Source organism: Lutibacter citreus (genome assembly GCF_003260195.1).
Classification (GTDB): Bacteria; Bacteroidota; Bacteroidia; order Flavobacteriales; family Flavobacteriaceae; genus Lutibacter; species Lutibacter citreus.
Genome location: NZ_QEIH01000002.1, coordinates 413,267 through 429,538 on the forward strand (window position 1 = coordinate 413,267; position 16,272 = coordinate 429,538).

At 30.5% G+C, this 16,272-nt stretch carries 14 protein-coding genes; 11 read left to right on the forward strand and 3 right to left on the reverse strand.

The genetic code is table 11. The features are described from left to right. The first annotated feature begins 29 nt into the window (after positions 1-29). The 3 genes from DAD81_RS04825 (at position 30) to DAD81_RS04835 (ending at position 5,282) form a co-directional block, all read left to right on the forward strand. Entirely contained in the window at positions 30-3,062 is a 3,033-nt protein-coding gene (locus DAD81_RS04825; protein ID WP_111707103.1) for a PEP/pyruvate-binding domain-containing protein, read from the forward strand. 130 nt (positions 3,063-3,192) lie between these two features. Next, positions 3,193-4,530, forward strand: a complete 1,338-nt coding sequence (gene gdhA, locus DAD81_RS04830) for an NADP-specific glutamate dehydrogenase (RefSeq protein WP_111707104.1) — start codon at positions 3,193-3,195, stop codon at positions 4,528-4,530. A gap of 134 nt (positions 4,531-4,664) precedes the next feature. Beyond that, a complete protein-coding gene (locus DAD81_RS04835) occupies positions 4,665-5,282 on the forward strand; it encodes a LysE family transporter (RefSeq protein WP_111707105.1) in 618 nt (205 codons plus the stop codon). Positions 5,283-5,623: 341 nt separating this feature from the next. Here the strand turns inward: DAD81_RS04835 and DAD81_RS04845 are convergent, their stop codons facing one another. Further along, entirely contained in the window at positions 5,624-6,925 is a 1,302-nt protein-coding gene (locus tag DAD81_RS04845; RefSeq protein ID WP_111707107.1) for a M18 family aminopeptidase, read from the reverse strand. 77 nt (positions 6,926-7,002) lie between these two features. Here DAD81_RS04845 and dinB point away from each other — a divergent pair, with 77 nt between their 5' ends. Continuing rightward, positions 7,003-8,097: a DNA polymerase IV gene (gene dinB, locus DAD81_RS04850; RefSeq protein WP_111707108.1), complete on the forward strand. Its 1,095-nt coding sequence runs from the start codon at positions 7,003-7,005 to the stop codon at positions 8,095-8,097. 21 nt (positions 8,098-8,118) lie between these two features. Here dinB and DAD81_RS04855 read toward each other — a convergent pair whose 3' ends face one another. Continuing rightward, a complete protein-coding gene (locus DAD81_RS04855) occupies positions 8,119-9,186 on the reverse strand; it encodes a family 16 glycosylhydrolase (protein WP_111707109.1) in 1,068 nt (355 codons plus the stop codon). 205 nt (positions 9,187-9,391) lie between these two features. Between DAD81_RS04855 and DAD81_RS04860 the strand changes: the two genes are divergently transcribed. From DAD81_RS04860 to DAD81_RS04890, 7 genes are all read left to right on the forward strand, one after another. Continuing rightward, positions 9,392-10,261 (forward strand): helix-turn-helix domain-containing protein, encoded by an 870-nt coding sequence (locus DAD81_RS04860; RefSeq protein WP_111707110.1) that lies wholly within the window; start codon positions 9,392-9,394, stop codon positions 10,259-10,261. A gap of 121 nt (positions 10,262-10,382) precedes the next feature. Beyond that, complete coding sequence (locus DAD81_RS04865; protein WP_111707111.1) at positions 10,383-11,228, forward strand: enoyl-CoA hydratase/isomerase family protein; 846 nt, start codon at positions 10,383-10,385, stop codon at positions 11,226-11,228. Between the two features lie 7 nt (positions 11,229-11,235). Next, a complete protein-coding gene (locus DAD81_RS04870; RefSeq protein ID WP_111707112.1) occupies positions 11,236-11,637 on the forward strand; it encodes a nuclear transport factor 2 family protein in 402 nt (133 codons plus the stop codon). 91 nt (positions 11,638-11,728) lie between these two features. Beyond that, the gene (locus DAD81_RS04875; RefSeq protein ID WP_111707113.1) at positions 11,729-12,079 is read left to right on the forward strand and encodes a putative quinol monooxygenase; all 351 of its coding nucleotides are present in this window, start codon (positions 11,729-11,731) and stop codon (positions 12,077-12,079) included. Positions 12,080-12,110: 31 nt separating this feature from the next. Continuing rightward, positions 12,111-12,908 carry an SDR family NAD(P)-dependent oxidoreductase gene (locus DAD81_RS04880; RefSeq protein ID WP_111707385.1) on the forward strand — a complete coding sequence of 266 codons (798 nt, stop codon included), beginning with the start codon at positions 12,111-12,113 and terminating at the stop codon, positions 12,906-12,908. Positions 12,909-13,106: 198 nt separating this feature from the next. Next, complete coding sequence (locus DAD81_RS04885; protein WP_111707114.1) at positions 13,107-13,979, forward strand: radical SAM protein; 873 nt, start codon at positions 13,107-13,109, stop codon at positions 13,977-13,979. Positions 13,980-14,396: 417 nt separating this feature from the next. Continuing rightward, positions 14,397-15,893 carry an alpha-L-fucosidase gene (locus DAD81_RS04890; protein WP_111707115.1) on the forward strand — a complete coding sequence of 499 codons (1,497 nt, stop codon included), beginning with the start codon at positions 14,397-14,399 and terminating at the stop codon, positions 15,891-15,893. Positions 15,894-16,057: 164 nt separating this feature from the next. Here DAD81_RS04890 and DAD81_RS04895 read toward each other — a convergent pair whose 3' ends face one another. Next, positions 16,058-16,264, reverse strand: coding sequence for a hypothetical protein (locus tag DAD81_RS04895; protein WP_111707116.1), 207 nt, complete (start codon positions 16,262-16,264; stop codon positions 16,058-16,060). Positions 16,265-16,272: the final 8 nt, after the last annotated feature.

Here is a 16,272-nt window from a genome sequence, read left to right on the forward strand (position 1 = left end):
TTGCATATACAATTAAAGTTGTTCCTAGAATGTATAAAAACTCACTTCCCGATTTAAATTTTTACGAATTTGAAGATGTTGCATTTGACCAATTAATGCAAAAAAGAATTTATAGGATTCTTATTGTTTGCTCAAACTATGATTATTACATGTTGGAGGAAGATGGTAGAATTGATGAGCGTATTTTTAATGAATATACGGCGTTAAATCTTCGTTATCCACCTAGTTTTGAACACGCAAATTCAGTAAAAAGAGCTATAAAAGCTATGGAAACCAATAAAATTGACTTGGTAATTACCTGGTTAGATATTGGAAATTTTAAAACTGTTGAAACATCAAAAAAAATTAAGGCTGTATATCCAAATGTTCCCATTGCAGCCATTAGTCATTATTCAACACAGTTAAGAGAAAAACTAAATAAAGAAGGCTCAGGAGAAATAGATTATGTATTTCATTGGAATGGAAATGCGGATATTATTTTGGCCATTATTAAGTTAACAGAGGATAGAATGAATGCTTCAAAAGACATCAATGAAATTGGTGTTAAAGCAATTTTACTTGTAGAAGATTCATTAAAATTTTATTCTAAATATTTGCCAATTTTTTATAAGATATTATTGAAACAAACTCGTTCTTTTATGTCTGAGGGTTTAAATGCCCATAGAACTATGATGTTAATGAGAGGTAGGCCAAAAATTTTATTGGCTACTAATTATGAAGAAGGCTTACACCTTTTTAAAGAATATAAAAACAGTCTTTTAGGGGTTATTTCAGATGTTTCATATTTTAGAAATGGAAAACGAGATGCAAAAGCAGGATTTCATTTTTTAGAATATGTTCGTAGTTTTAAGAGGTATTTTCCTTTTTTAGTACAATCATCAGATAGTAATAATGAAAAGTTTGCGCTTGAGCTAAAAGGAAAATTTTTATACAAGCATACACAAACTTTAGAGGAGGAAATTAAAAATTATATTAATCAATATTTTTCTTTTGGAGATTTCGAATTTTGGGATCCAAATCAAATGAAAGTATTGTCAGTAGCTAAAGATTTAACCACTTTTCAAAAAGCTTTAAGCGTAGTTACACCCGAATGTATTGAGTATCATGCCGTTAGAAGTGAATATTCTAAATGGTTAAAATCTAGAGTGTTATTCCCTTTAGCAGATTTATTTAGTAAAGTTGAATATGATGATTTTGAAGACTCTGAGCAAGCAAGAGTCTATTTAATAGAAGCAATTAAAGCATATAGAGGTTTTAGAGCACGCGGAATTATTTCAAAATTTAATAAAGAAAAATACGATGAATATCTTGGTTTTTCAAGAATTGGTGACGGATCTCTTGGGGGAAAGGGAAGAGGATTAGCTTTTATAGATTCTTTTTTAAAACGGCATAAATTACGTCAACATTTTAAAGATGTAAAAATTTCCATACCAAGAACAGTAGTTTTAAGTACAGAGGTATTTGATGAATTTGTTGAAACGCATAAGCTAATTGGTTTAGTAGGGAAATGTAATAATGATGAAGAAATTTTACAAAAAATTATTTCAAAACCATTACCTACTTGGGTTGTTGAAGACATAGAAGCATTTTTAAAAGTTACTAAATCTCCAATAGCAATAAGATCTTCAAGTGTTTTGGAAGATTCACATTATCAGCCTTTTGCGGGTATTTTCTCAACTTATATGTTGCCAAATACCGAAATTAGTAAAATGCTGAAAATGATTTGCAATGCTGTAAAATCTGTAATAGCTTCTTCATTTTACGAAAACAGTAAGGTATATTTAGAAGCTACTTCTCATACAATTGAAGAGGGAAAAATGGCGGTTATTTTACAAGAAGTAATAGGAAAACAATATAAGGATGTTTATTATCCAAATATTTCAGGTGTTGCACGTTCAACCAATTTTTATCCAATAGGAAATGAAAAAGCAAACGAAGGTATTGCAAATATAGCTATAGGTTTAGGTGAAATTATTGTTGGTGGAGGTAAAACGTTGCGTTTTTCACCTTTCCACTCCAAAAAAGTGTTACAGCTTTCATCTCCTGGTTCAACACAAAGAGATACACAACAGTATTTTTATGGTTTAGATTTGGATCCGGATAGTTATGAAACTTCAATAAGTGAAGCTATTAATAAAAAGAAAATTACAATTAGAAGAGCTGAGAAACATGGTTCTCTAAAATTTGTAGCTTCAACGTATGATTTACAGAATAATGTTATTAGACCCGGAGTTATGCACGATGGGATTAGAGTAATAACTTTTGATAATGTATTGAAATATAATACATTTCCTTTACCTGAAATTTTACAAGACTTGTTGCGTATTGGACAACGAGAAATGAGGAGTCCAATAGAAATTGAATTTGCCGTAAATTTAGATGTTCCAGCAGGAGAAGCAAAAGAATTTAGTTTTTTGCAAATTAGACCAATTGTAGAAAGTAATGAGAATAAGAGTAAAATTCCAGAAGATTTTAATATTGAAGAATCTATTATTTATTCAGAATCAGCTTTAGGAAATGGGAAATACGATCATATTTGTGATTTTGTATATGTAAAACCTGAAACATTTAATTCAGCAAATACACGTGAAATAGCATTGGCAGTTGAACAAATAAATAAAAAATTTAGAGAAAACGAACGAGAATATATATTGGTTGGCCCTGGAAGATGGGGATCTAGTGATCCGTGGTTAGGAATACCAGTTATTTGGCCACAAATATCAGCTGCAAAAATTATAATTGAAGCTGGATTAAATGATTTTAGAATAGACCCAAGTCAGGGAACACATTTTTTTCAAAATTTAACCTCATTTAAGGTTGGGTATTTAACAATTAACCCTTCCATTGGAGATGGATTTTTCGATTTAGATTATTTAAACAGTCAAGAGGCTGTTTTTGAGGATGCTTATTTAAGACATATTCAGTTTAAAAAACCTTTGCACGTAATTATTGAGGGAAAAAGTAACAAAGCAGCAATTTATAAAGAAGGACTAAAACCAAAGAAAAAAGAGGTTTCATTAGAACAATTAATTGATGATTTACCACCTGATGGTTTTATGTAAAATTGCTATGTAACAACTACAACATTTTTTAAAAAAATAACGAATAATATTATGAATATTGCAATAAATATCGTTAATTTTGATATAAGTATAATTTACCTAATTTAAAATAGGCTATAAAAGTGAATTTATGAATGTACAAGAAATATTGACAAACCTGGAAACTAAGCACCCAGGAGAAAAAGAATACTTGCAAGCAGTGCATGAAGTATTAGAGTCTATAGAAACAATTTATAATGAAAATCCTCAATACGAAGCAGCTAAAATAATTGAGCGTTTGGTTGAACCTGATAGGATTTTAACCTTTAGGATTTCATGGTTGGATGACGATGGAAATGTGCACGTTAACTTAGGATATAGGGTACAATTTAACAATGCAATTGGACCTTATAAAGGTGGTATTAGATTACACCCTAGTGTAAACCTAAGTATTTTAAAATTTTTAGGATTTGAACAAATATTTAAAAATGCATTAACAACCTTGCCAATGGGTGGAGGAAAAGGAGGTTCTGATTTTAATCCAAAAGGAAAATCAGATGCTGAAATTATGCGTTTTTGTCAAGCTTTTATGTTAGAACTTTGGCGCGTTATTGGACCAAGTACTGATGTGCCAGCCGGAGATATTGGAACTGGAGGTAGAGAAATTGGTTTTATGTACGGTATGTATAAAAAACTACAGCACGAAAACACAGGTGTTTTAACAGGAAAAGGACTAAACTGGGGAGGTTCATTAATCCGTCCTGAAGCTACAGGATTTGGAGCTTCTTATTTTACACAAGATATGTTAAAAACTCAAAACGATTCTTTTAAAGGAAAAACAGTTTGTTTGTCTGGATTTGGAAATGTTACTTGGGGAGTTGCTTTAAAAGTAACTGAACTTGGAGGAAAAGTAGTTACAATTTCGGGTCCTGATGGTTTTATTTATGATAAAGATGGTTTAGATGAAGATAAAATTGATTATTTATTATCTTTAAGAGCTTCAAATAATGATATAGTCTCACCATATGTAGATGAGTATCCCGAAGCTAAATTTTATCCAGGGAAAAAACCTTGGGAAGTTAAATGTGATATTGCAATGCCATCAGCAATTCAAAATGAATTAAATGGTGAAGATGCTGCGCAATTAATAGCTAATGGTGTAAAATATGTAGCTGAGGTTTCTAATATGGGATGTACTCCAGAAGCAATAGATTTGTTTCATAACAACAAAATACCATTTGCACCTGGTAAAGCAGCAAATGCTGGGGGAGTTGCGGTTTCTGGTTTAGAAATGTCTCAAAATGCCATGAAAATTAATTGGACTAGAGAAGAGGTAGATGCTAAATTACATCAAATTATGGCTTCAATTCACACAGCTTGTGAAAAATATGGAACAGAAGAAGATGGTTATATAAATTACGTAAAAGGAGCTAATATTGCTGGTTTTATTAAGGTAGCCGATTCTATGTTAGATTTAGGAGTAATCTAAATTTAAGCAAATTAAAATATATTAGTATAGGGGTTACCAATTGGTAACCCTTTTTTGTTACTTAATTTATACTGTAATTTTAATCTTGTTTTCTCGACTACCCAGCTAAACTGTTTATTAATTACAATTATTTAATGGGGATATTATTACATTTTTCACTTGGGTTTCTTGCTTCTTTTTTAGGTACTATACCTCCAAGTATGTTAAATATGACTGCTGCAAAAATTAGCATAAATAAAAGTAAGTTTGAGGCATTTAAATTTGCTATTGGAGTTTCAATAATTGTTTTAATTCAGGCATATGTTGCAATTTTGTTTACTAAGTTTTTAAGAGGGAATTCTGAATTTTTGAATATACTTCATATAATTGCAATAGTAGTTTTTACAATGCTTTCTATCTATTTTTATAACGTTTCAAAAAAGAGTAAAGATTCAACTTCTTTAGTAAAAGAAAAAAAGGGAAATAGTTTTATTGTTGGTTTGCTACTTTCAACTTTAAATATGTTTTCTATTCCTTTTTATTGTGGAGTTACAACTGCATTAGATGTAGCGGGATGGTTACAATTTTCTCAACAAAATATTATCATTTTTGTAGTTGGATCAGCATTTGGAACATTCTCATTACTTTTTTTGTATGCAAATTATGCTGTAATTGTTTTGAGAAAAGCCAAAGTAATATCTAAAAATTTGAATTTGATATTAAGTGTTTTAACAGGGGTTTTAGCCATTATTACACTTCTAAAAATATTATAAAATTATCTAGAAGGAAACAATTATTTATTTTTAGATTATAAAAAAATTACAAGCAGGAACCTGTCCTGATGTTGGAGGAATTCCTGCTTGTTATATTATATTATTTTCATTTTTTTATTAGTGCCTTTTATTACTCATATTTTTTATTGGAGTAAAGTAGTTTATTTTTTATTCACGTTAACAGCTTTAGCAATTGCCGTATTTGGAACTTTAGGACAATTATTAAATAAAGTCCAATGGCCAAAAACTTTTAAGGGTATTCCAATGTGTTATATTTCACTTATCATTTTTGCAAGCTGGGTTGTATTAAAACCAATATTGCTAAAAAAGAAAAGAGTTAATTAGATCTTATAAAAACACCTAAAAGCATCGGTAATAAATGTGTGATCATCTACACCGCTAGTTTCTCTAACGGAGTGCATAGCCCACATTGGGTTTCCAACATCTACAGAGCGGATAGCTAATTGACCTGCTGACACATTTCCTAGCGTTCCGCCACCTCGCATATCTGACCTATTCACAAATTTTTGATACGGAATATTAGCTTCTTTACAAATCATCTCAAACACAGCTCCAGAATCACTATCTGTTGTATATTTTTGATTTCCTTCAATTTTAATAGCTGGGCCACTGTTAATAATTGGTCTTATTATTGGGTCATGTTTTTCTGGTCTATTTGGGTGTAAAGCGTGCGCCATATCAGCGCTAATCATAAAGGAATTATAAATAGCACGTTGTATATCTTCTTGGTTTTTATTTTGAACTGAAACAATTCTAGTTAAAATATCTTTTAAAATTGGAGAACCGGCACCTTGTTTAGATCTACTACCAACTTCTTCATTATCAAACAACGCTAATACATTAGTTGCTTTACTAGCTGATGCTTCGCTAAAAGCGGTTAAACTAGCATGAACCATTGCTAAATCATCTAATTTACCGGATGAAATAAATTCATTATTCATTCCAATAATACTCCCTTTTGTAACATCGTATAGGTTTAAATCTACTTCTAAAATATCTTCTTTTGTAACATTAATTTCTTTTGAAATACGATTTAATAAAATTGAATCTATGTTAATTTCTTTATTAATAATAGCTGTAACGGGTAGCATATCAACCTGTTTATTAAGTTCAATCCCTTCATTTACAGTTCTATTAAAATGAATTGGTAAATTAGGAATAGTAATAATTGGTTGGTTAATGTTTACCAAATACGATTTTGGATTTAGAATATCCTTATTTTTTACGCTCACTCTACCTGCAATAGATAAAGGTCTGTCTAGCCAAGTATTTAAAATTGGACCGCCATAAACTTCGGTATTAAATTTTACATATTTATCTTCTACTGAAATTTCTGGTGTAGGTTTTATTTTAAACGAAGGAGAATCGGTGTGTGCGGCAATAATTTTAAACCCATTATCTTCTATTTCTTCTAGACCTACTATAAAAGCAAATAGAGAAGTATTATTTTGGCAAACAAAGTATTTTTCACCTTTCTGTATAGTCCATTTTTCTGTTAGTTTTAATTCTGAAAAACCCTTGGTTAAAAGTATTTCTTTTACATTTTTAACTACGTGATATGGACTTGGGCTCTCATAAATAAAATCGATTAAATTTTGAGCGTATTTTTGGTTTTTAGTCATAAGAAAAACTTATAATTTTATGATAAGTATAGAAACAAATATAGCAATTTATTAGAGGTTATTTGTAGTTTTATAAAGTGAAAGAGGAGTTTGTAAATAGAAAAATTATTCATGTTGATATGGATGCATTTTATGCTTCTGTAGAGCAATTAGACAATCCAGATTTACGTGGAAAGGCTATTGCTGTAGGTGGAAGTGAAGAGCGAGGTGTTGTATCTGCAGCTAGTTACGAAGCTCGTAAATATGGTGTGCGTTCTGCAATGAGCGGAAAAATTGCTCGAAAAAATTGTCCACAACTTATTTTTGTTAAACCTCGGTTTGATCGTTATAAAGAAATTTCCCAAAAAATTAGAGCTATTTTTTATGAATATACCGATTTGGTTGAGCCACTTTCTTTAGATGAAGCGTATTTAGATGTTACCGAAAATAAAAAAGGTAATCCATCGGCAAGTATGATTGCTAAAGAAATTAGGCAACGTATTGCTAATGAGTTGCATTTAAATGCTTCTGCAGGAATTTCAAGTAGTAAATTTATTGCCAAAATAGCATCTGATATTAATAAACCGAACGGGCAAAAAACAATTCAACCTGAAGAGGTAATTCCGTTTTTAGAAGAATTACCTATAAAAAAATTCTTTGGTATTGGTAAGGTTACAGCAGCTAAAATGTATAATCTTGGAATTTTTTCCGGTAAAGATTTAAAATCAAAAGATAAAGCGTTTTTAATACAACATTTTAAAAGTTCGGGTGAGCATTATTTTAATTTGGTTAGAGGAAATTATCATAGTAAAGTTAAACCAAATAGGATTCGAAAATCGGTTGCCGCAGAACATACGTTTATGACAAATTTAACTTCTGAAATATTTATGATGGAGAAGTTAGAAGTAATTTCAGAAGAATTAGAAAAGCGGTTAATAAAATCTAAAGTGTCAGGTAAAACAGTTACTCTAAAAATAAAATACAGCGATTTTACTACACAAACTCGCAGTAAAACGTTGCCTTATTTTATTAAAGAAAAAGCGGTTTTATTAGAAACAGTAAAAGAATTGTTGTTTCAAGAAAAGGTAATGAATTCTGTTCGTTTATTGGGTATTTCGGTAACTAATTTAAATATTCATTCGAAAAAAACAATTGAAAAACCTATTGCTGTGCAATTAAAGTTTGAGTTTTAGTTTCTTCTATATTAAAACACTTTAATTGTCTTCAAGTTTCCAAGTTCTAACCCAATCAAATTTTGTATATCGATCTTCTTTAGGCTTATCGAATCCCATTTCTTCTTTGGTAGTTTCTTTAATCCAATCGTAAAAATTACTTGACATTATTAAACGTAATGGGCCTTTAAAAGCAATTACAGGTGTAACTGATTTAATAAGATTTCCGTCAATAAAAAAGTCTACTTTATCACCATTAGGGTACCAATAGGCTGCATAAATATGAAATTCTTCAGAGTTATTCTTTTCAAGACTTAATTTTCCTCCTTTAGTTTCTCTTTTATCAATGTTGTTACAACTATTGCTATGCCTATGTGTGTTATAATGAAAAATTTTATCCCATTGAGAATCTACTGCCCAATCATCATTAGTCCAATCATCACCTTTTTCTCCTGTAAAAACACCTACACATTCTTGTATATCTATTTCAAGGTTTTCTCCAAAATTTAGGTTTTCTCCACAAGGTATAGGTTCGGTTTTTAACCAAAATGCAGCAGACATAGCTGTTTGACTTGCTCTCATTCTTGCTTCAATATAATATCCTGGTTCAGCTAAATTTTTTCCATACACATAAGCACCTCCATAATTTCGTACTGGAGGATTACTTGTGTTATCTTTTGGAGAATATTTTGGGCTATCAAATTTTTTGCCCTCAATTCTTAAATAGCCATCTGCTATGCTTACATTATCTTCGTGAAACAATGATCTTTTTGAACCATACCAGCCTCTGTCTTCACCATTATATATTAATTTAGGAGTTGGAGACCATTTATTTTTATCTAATTCATTCTCAAATTCATCAGATAAAACTTCAACTTTTACCCATTTTTTATTAGCAGGTTTTGGATCTTGATTATCTAAGAATGTAGGTTGACTTCCTTCTTCATTTTGATTCTCTTCTTCACTATCTTCATTCTCATCAACATTGTCTTGATTATTATCTACTTGCTCTTGCTCTATATTTTCTTCAATATCATCGCTAGAAGAACTACTGCAGTTCCAAAATGAAATAAAAAGAACTAACACCATTAATTTTAATACTCTTGACATGTTTTTAATTTTGATGTAAAATTGGTAAATGATTTCTACAATTGATATAACAAATGATTTTTTAATCACAATATTTGAGTTTTAACTTTTAATGAGTTTTTTTTCTTGAGTTATATAACCTTATTAGTTCCTAAATACTTTAGTGCGTTTTAAACCATTTTTTGTCAGAATAAGTTATTAGACGAAAATGAACTAAATTTGACCTATGGCAAGAACTATTATTGAAAACATGTTAATTCAACACTACAGTAAAATGAGTGTTTTTGAATTTTGTCAATACACAAGTATTCGTTTTTTTGAAATTCTACATTTTGAAGAAGGAGAGGGTTGCATTAAAATAAATGGTAACAAGGTAGCCTATTACCCAAATACTTTTTTTGTTTTTGTACCAGATGATGTTTATGTAGTAGAGCCAAGTTCAGCTACCACCACAACTACCATTAAGTTTTTAAAGAGCTTTTTTACTGGCCCATCTCAAGCAAACGTTAATTTACCAATTAATAATTGGTTCAGAAAAATTGAGGGAATTTTAAATAACGAAAGTCATCAATTAAGAGAACTAGATTTTCAATCGGAATCTGATAAAGTAAATTTAGCTTCATTGGTAACAATTCTTCATAAAGAATATTTAAACAAACAGTCTAACGATATTTTAATTGTTGAAAACTCATTGTCTATCATTTTACAAATGATTGCAAGAAATATAAGACAAACAACTACTGAAATTTCATCTACTCCGCAGTCTTCAAAAATTCAAGAAATAATAGATTATATCCATTCCCATATTTACGAGCCAGAATTATTAACCAATAAAGTTTTAGCCGAAGAATTTAATATTTCAGAAAACTATCTCAATCAATACTTTAAAAAAAGTATGGATATGAGTATTAAAAAGTACAAACTGAACTATAAATTAAAGTTGGTTGAAACTCGCTTAAAATATACCGACTTACATTTTTCTGAAATTGCTTCAGAATTTAGTTTTACCGATGCAAGCCACTTAAACAAAACATTTTTAGCTTATAAAGGAATGACTTTAGGCTGTTTTAGAGCAGGATTAAACGCAAAAAACTAAACAAACCTCATTTTTTACTAGTATCACTTTGTTTTTTACCCGACTCAATCTTGAGTACCGTGGTAATTTTGTCCTGTAAATAAAAACAAAGAAAATAATAAACCATTAAAACTTATAAAAAATGAAAACATCAGGATACGAAACTTTTAAAGTAGAAGAAAAAGAAGGACAAGCGTGGGTAACTTTTGATAATGGACCGGTAAATATTCAGGATATTCCAATGATTAAAGAGTTGGATGATTTAGCCGCATCTTTAGAGGCTGACAGAAGTATAAAAGTAGTTGTTTTTCAATCTGCACATCCAGAAATTTTTATAGCACATGCCGATACTAATTTCTTAAAAGATATGTCTACAGTAGCGGTATCTAGAGAAGATGTTGAATTATTAGATTTACAAAAAGTATTACAACGCATTAGTGAATTACCACAAATAACAATTTCAAAAATTGAAGGTTTTGCACGTGGTGGAGGTCACGAATTTGCTTTAGCAACAGATATGCGTTTTGCAGCTAGAGGAAAAGCTGTATTCATGCAAATGGAAGTTGGTATGGGAATTTTACCTTGTGGGGGTGGATCATCTCGTATGGCGCGTCAAGTTGGATTAGGTAGAGCGTTAGAAATAATTTTATCGGCAAAAGATTTTGATGCTGATCAAGCTGAAGCTTACGGAACAATAAATAGAGCTTTAGATGCTGATAAAATTGGACCTTTTGTTGAAGATTTAGCAAATAGAATGTCTCAATTTCCATCAGATTCTATTGAAGCTTGTAAACGCACAGTTTATGCTTCTATTGATTTACCAATTAAAGAAGCTTTAAAAGAAGAAGCTTATTGGTTGTACCAAGCTACAAGTAAAACACCTGCAATTAAGCGTTTTACATTAGCAGATGAAACTGGTTTCCAAAATGATATTGAAAACCAACGTGATTTTGAAAATTTATTAATGGGATTACAAGGAGTTAATTAATTAGATTATGAATACAGAAGAAAACAAACAATTAGTACGTGAATTTTGGGAGAGTTTCACTGCTGCCGATATAGAAAAAGCTTTTACTTATTTAGATGATAATGTAGTTTGGAGATCAATGGGAGTTGAAGGGGAACTTCCAGTTTCAGGAGAAATGGACAAAAATGGAATTGGCGAATTGATTAAAAATGTAAAAGTTGCCATTCCAAAAGGATTAGAATTAAAAATGTTAGGTTTTACTGCGGAAGATAACCGTGTTGCGAATGAAGTAGAATCGTATGGTGAATTAACCAATGGTAAAATCTATAAAAATTTATATCATTTCTTTATTGAAATTTCTAACGGGAAAATCATCAAGATTAAAGAATATATGGATACAATTCACGTAAAAAAGATCTTTGTAGATTAATTACACTTTCGGTGATTTGAGCGCAGTATGAATGATGAATTAGATGAATGTTATTACGCTCAACCACCGTTAATTTAAATTAAAAGTAACTATGAAATTATCAGAAAATATCGCTTGGACAGTAGATGGGAAAATAAAAGATGAAGAAAAATACAAGGTGGTAATGAAACTGATTACTGAAGCCACTTATGAAGAGGAAGGCTCTTTAAATCACGAATGGTTTATTGCTGAAGATGGAGTAACTATTCACATTTATGAACGTTATAAAAATACAGATGCTGCTTTAAAACATTTAGAAACTTGGTCTAAATATGCTTCACTTTTTATGGAAGCCGCAGAAATGACAAGTTTTAATGTATATGGAAATTTAACTCCAGAATTGAAACAAGCTGTTGGTGGAGCAAGTGTTTTAATGAAAACCTATGGAGGTTTTACAAAATAATTTTAAATTACAGAATCAAAAAATTGATAAAATGAGCAAGACAATTTTAATAACAGGAAGTACAGACGGAATAGGAAAACTAACAGCAATTAAGTTAGCAAATGAAGGTCATACTATTTATGTACATGGAAGAAATGCTAAAAAACTTTCTGCTACTATTTCAGAAATAAAAGAAATTACTAAAAACGAGCATATAAATGGATTTGTAGCTGATTTTTCAGATTTGGATGCAGTTAAACAAATGGCAAATCAAGTGAGAAAAGAAGTGCCAACGTTAGATGTTTTGATTAATAACGCAGGTATTTATAACAGTGCTTCAGTAAGTAACAATAAGGGATTAGATATGCGTTTTGTGATAAATTATTTTGCGCCGTATGTACTTACAAATGAGTTATTACCATTGTTGAAAAAGAGTGATAGTTCTCGTGTAATTAGTTTAAGTTCAGCTGCTCAAGCGCCAGTTTCATTACAAACGTTGGCGGGAGTTGAAAATGAATCTGAAGGCGCAACTTATGCACAAAGCAAATTAGCTTTAACTATGTGGAATTTCTATTTAGCTAAAAAAGAACCAACAATAATTGTAATTCCTGTAAATCCAGGTTCATTATTAAACACAAAAATGGTACAAGAAGCATTTGGAAATTCTTGGTCATCAGCAGATAAAGGTGCAGACATTTTGTTTGAATTAGCAACTTCGGAAGACCATAAAAACAACTCAGGAAAGTATTTTGATAATGACCAAGGTTCTTATGGTAATGCACATCCTGATGCTTATAACGAAGCTAAAATTGAGCAACTTATTGAGTTTACAGAAAAAGTTTTAGCATAATTATCATATTCAAATAAACGTCACCCTGAACTTGTTTCAGGGTCTCATAATGAGACTCCGAATCAAGTTCGGAATGACAAACTATATCTAAAAAACAGCTGTCATTCTAAATGACAGCGAAGAATCTCACGTTCAATTGATAACAGAATCTTCATTTTGTTGTTCTTTATTTAGAATAACAATTAAAAAATAAGAATTATGAATTACGAAGGAAAAGTATATAGACCTTGGACAGAGGCAAATAGTTTACTAATACAAGTAACTATAGGATGTAGCAATAATAATTGTACGTTCTGCGATATGTTTACAGATAAAAAATTCAGGAGAAGAAAAATTGAAGATATTTATAAAGATATTGAAGAAGCGAGAAGAATGAATCCTGAAGTAAAATCAATATTTTTAATTGATGGAAACGTAATGGTTTTAAAAACTGAATTTCTATTGCAAGTTGTTAATAAAATTACCGAAACATTCCCAGAATTAGAGCGAATTGCACTGTATAGTGAATTAAATGATTTCAGAAGAAAAACGGTTGAAGAATTAAAACAATTAAAAGAGGCTGGTGTGGTAATGGCTTATGTTGGTTTAGAATCTGGAGATCCAATTGTTCTTGAAAAGATAAAGAAGAAAATGACTTTTGAACAAGCTGTTGAAGGAATGGAAAAAGCAAAAGCTGCAGGAATTGAAGTTTTGGCATCATTTATTTTTGGGATGGGTGGTAAATACCGTTCAAAAGAACATATTATTGAAACAACACGTTTGTTAAACATTATGAAACCTGAACAAATTGCACCAATGGCTTTGGCAATTCAGCCAGGAACAGAATTAGAAAGAGAATTAAATTCAGGTGAGTTTGTACAAGCAACACCAATGCAAATTTTAGAAGAGGAAAAGTATTTACTAGAAAATATGAATTTTGAAACGTTCTATTGGGGAGATCACGGAAATAATATTTCGCCAATGCGAGGACCATTCCCAAAAGCAAAAGAACTATTTTTAGGTGAAATTAATAAGGCTATAAAAACAAATCCTATAACGGAAAAAGAAGTGTTAGAAACATTTGCTTGGTAATAATTAGATTAAATTATCATTCTGAACGATAGTGCAGCATATAACGTTCCAATTTGGAAAAGATTCTTCATTTGGTTGCACTTCATTCAGAATGAACTGTGTTTAAATACAACTATTTATTTTTTATCTATTTATATGACCGTACAGCGCATTCACATAAAGTAAACCTTCATATTTTTGAGCTACTTCAAAGTATGAACCTGCTAAATTTATACTTTTCAACTCCTTGGTAAATATTGTTAGAATGTAAGTTTATTTAACAAGAATGTAGTTCTTATATAGTTGTTTTTTTTATGATTTTAAGGGTGTTATAAGTATATTTGATTAAACAACATTCCTTTTATATAATTTATTCATCGCAATGTAGATGGGAATATTATAAACAAAGAAATCATTAACAACAATTAAATTTTAAGGATGAAAAAAGCAACATTGTTTTATGTACTTATTTTAATGATGGTAGTTCCATTAAATGCACAAATTTCTAAAAACACACAAGAATACGAGGCAAACTGGACATCATTACGAAAACACAATATGCCAGAATGGTTGGATGGTATGAAATTTGGAATTTATTGTCATTGGGGACCACAAACAGTTCAAGTAGCTTCAAAAAATAAAGAAATGACTCGTTTAGAGGCTATTGAAAAATGGAAGGGTGAAAAATTCAATGCAAAAAAATGGGTAGATTTATTTGAAGATGCAGGAGCACAATTTGGAGGCCCCGTTGCTTGGCACGGAAGTGGTGTTTTAAATTGGGATAGTGATCTTACCGATTGGAATTCAGTAAAAAAAGGTCCAAAAGTAGATATTTACGGTGCTTTGGCTAAAGAGCTTCGAAAAAGAAAAATGCCTATTATTTCATCATTTCATACAGGTAATTTTTGGGAACGTATGTGGGGAACACTTTCTTATAAAAACCCTGTTTATTTAAATCCTAATGAAGATCATTCTGCTTATTCAAATTCAAACAATGGAAGAATTTCAAACGATATTTTTGATGGTTGGTATGATCGTATTTCGGAAGCTATTAATAAATACCAACCAGATATGATTTGGTTTGATACTGGTTTTGGAGGTACTGTAGTCACTGAATTAAAAGGGTATGTTGAAAACGGACGATTATTACCTACGGGAAAAAATGAACTTATAAGTGCTCCAGAAAAATATCAACAAAAATTAATTAGTTATTACTTTAACAAAGGTTTGGAATGGAAAAAAGACGTTGAGTTTATTTATAAAAGTCACGATGTTCCTGTTGGAATTGGAATGCGCGATATTGAAGATGGTAATTTAATTGGTTTGCAATACAACCCTTGGATGGCAGATGTGAATATGCAACGTCATTTTGAATGGCAATCTACGTGGTTTTACAATCCGGTAAACAAAGTGAAACCTGCCGGAACTTTAATTGACATGTTGGTAGATATGACCAGTAAAAATGGACGCATGTTGTTAAACGTTCCCCCAATGGCGGATGGTACGTTTGCTCCTGAAGTAAAAAAAGAACTCTACGCAATGGGAGCTTGGTTAAAAATAAATGGAGAAGCTATTTACAATACCATGCCGTGGGTTTTCTTTGGTGAAGGTCCTACTGAAGTAACCAATCCAGGACATCACGGACAAGGAAAAGATCATGGGGAACACATTCCTAAATATACTGTAAAGGATATCCGTTTTACTCAAAATGGTAAAAATTTATATGCAATTTGTATGGAGTGGCCAGGAAATGAAATTACCATACGTACTTTAGGTTCAAATGGTAAATTATACCCCGGAGACATTCATAAAGTAAGCTTATTAGGTTCTAAAGAACAACTTAAATGGAAACAAACCAAAGAAGGCTTGGTTGTTCAATTCCCTAAGCAAAAACCTTGTGATTTTGCCTATGTATTAAAAATTGAACGAAATTAATGGAATATACTTAAAGACTTGATTAAGAGAATTTTGATTACAAAAAAGGTTATTTCTTAAATTTACGAAATAACCTTTTTTGTATATTAAGATATATGAGTTTTATAAAGCAGATATTTAAAAAGCATTCAGCTATTTATATTCTGAAAATTAATATTATAATTTTAAATCAACTCTTCACATGAAAAACCTTTAGAGTTTAATAGGGTTTCAATTTCTGAAGAAATATTTTTTGAAACTTCAACTCTTAAAATATTATCACAATCTTCAAAATCAAAATCTACATTATTGATCATTTTTAAACTATCTAAGATTGCTCTTACGTGTATTTCCAATTGAAGGAAAATGTTTGTTTTAAATACTAAAATCATACTATATT

What these genes read in the sequence shown, in the direction of transcription:
- DAD81_RS04890 (WP_111707115.1), top strand. Translation starts at nt 14,397, where the DNA reads ATGAAAAAAGCAACATTGTTTTATGTACTTATTTTAATGATGGTAGTT.
- DAD81_RS04845 (WP_111707107.1), bottom strand. Translation starts at nt 6,925, where the DNA reads ATGACTAAAAACCAAAAATACGCTCAAAATTTAATCGATTTTATTTAT.
- DAD81_RS04875 (WP_111707113.1), top strand. Translation starts at nt 11,729, where the DNA reads ATGAAATTATCAGAAAATATCGCTTGGACAGTAGATGGGAAAATAAAA.
- gdhA (WP_111707104.1), top strand. Translation starts at nt 3,193, where the DNA reads ATGAATGTACAAGAAATATTGACAAACCTGGAAACTAAGCACCCAGGA.
- DAD81_RS04825 (WP_111707103.1), top strand. Translation starts at nt 30, where the DNA reads ATGTATAAAAACTCACTTCCCGATTTAAATTTTTACGAATTTGAAGAT.
- DAD81_RS04870 (WP_111707112.1), top strand. Translation starts at nt 11,236, where the DNA reads ATGAATACAGAAGAAAACAAACAATTAGTACGTGAATTTTGGGAGAGT.
- DAD81_RS04860 (WP_111707110.1), top strand. Translation starts at nt 9,392, where the DNA reads ATGGCAAGAACTATTATTGAAAACATGTTAATTCAACACTACAGTAAA.
- DAD81_RS04885 (WP_111707114.1), top strand. Translation starts at nt 13,107, where the DNA reads ATGAATTACGAAGGAAAAGTATATAGACCTTGGACAGAGGCAAATAGT.
- DAD81_RS04835 (WP_111707105.1), top strand. Translation starts at nt 4,665, where the DNA reads ATGGGGATATTATTACATTTTTCACTTGGGTTTCTTGCTTCTTTTTTA.
- DAD81_RS04895 (WP_111707116.1), bottom strand. Translation starts at nt 16,264, where the DNA reads ATGATTTTAGTATTTAAAACAAACATTTTCCTTCAATTGGAAATACAC.
- DAD81_RS04880 (WP_111707385.1), top strand. Translation starts at nt 12,111, where the DNA reads ATGAGCAAGACAATTTTAATAACAGGAAGTACAGACGGAATAGGAAAA.
- DAD81_RS04855 (WP_111707109.1), bottom strand. Translation starts at nt 9,186, where the DNA reads ATGTCAAGAGTATTAAAATTAATGGTGTTAGTTCTTTTTATTTCATTT.
- DAD81_RS04865 (WP_111707111.1), top strand. Translation starts at nt 10,383, where the DNA reads ATGAAAACATCAGGATACGAAACTTTTAAAGTAGAAGAAAAAGAAGGA.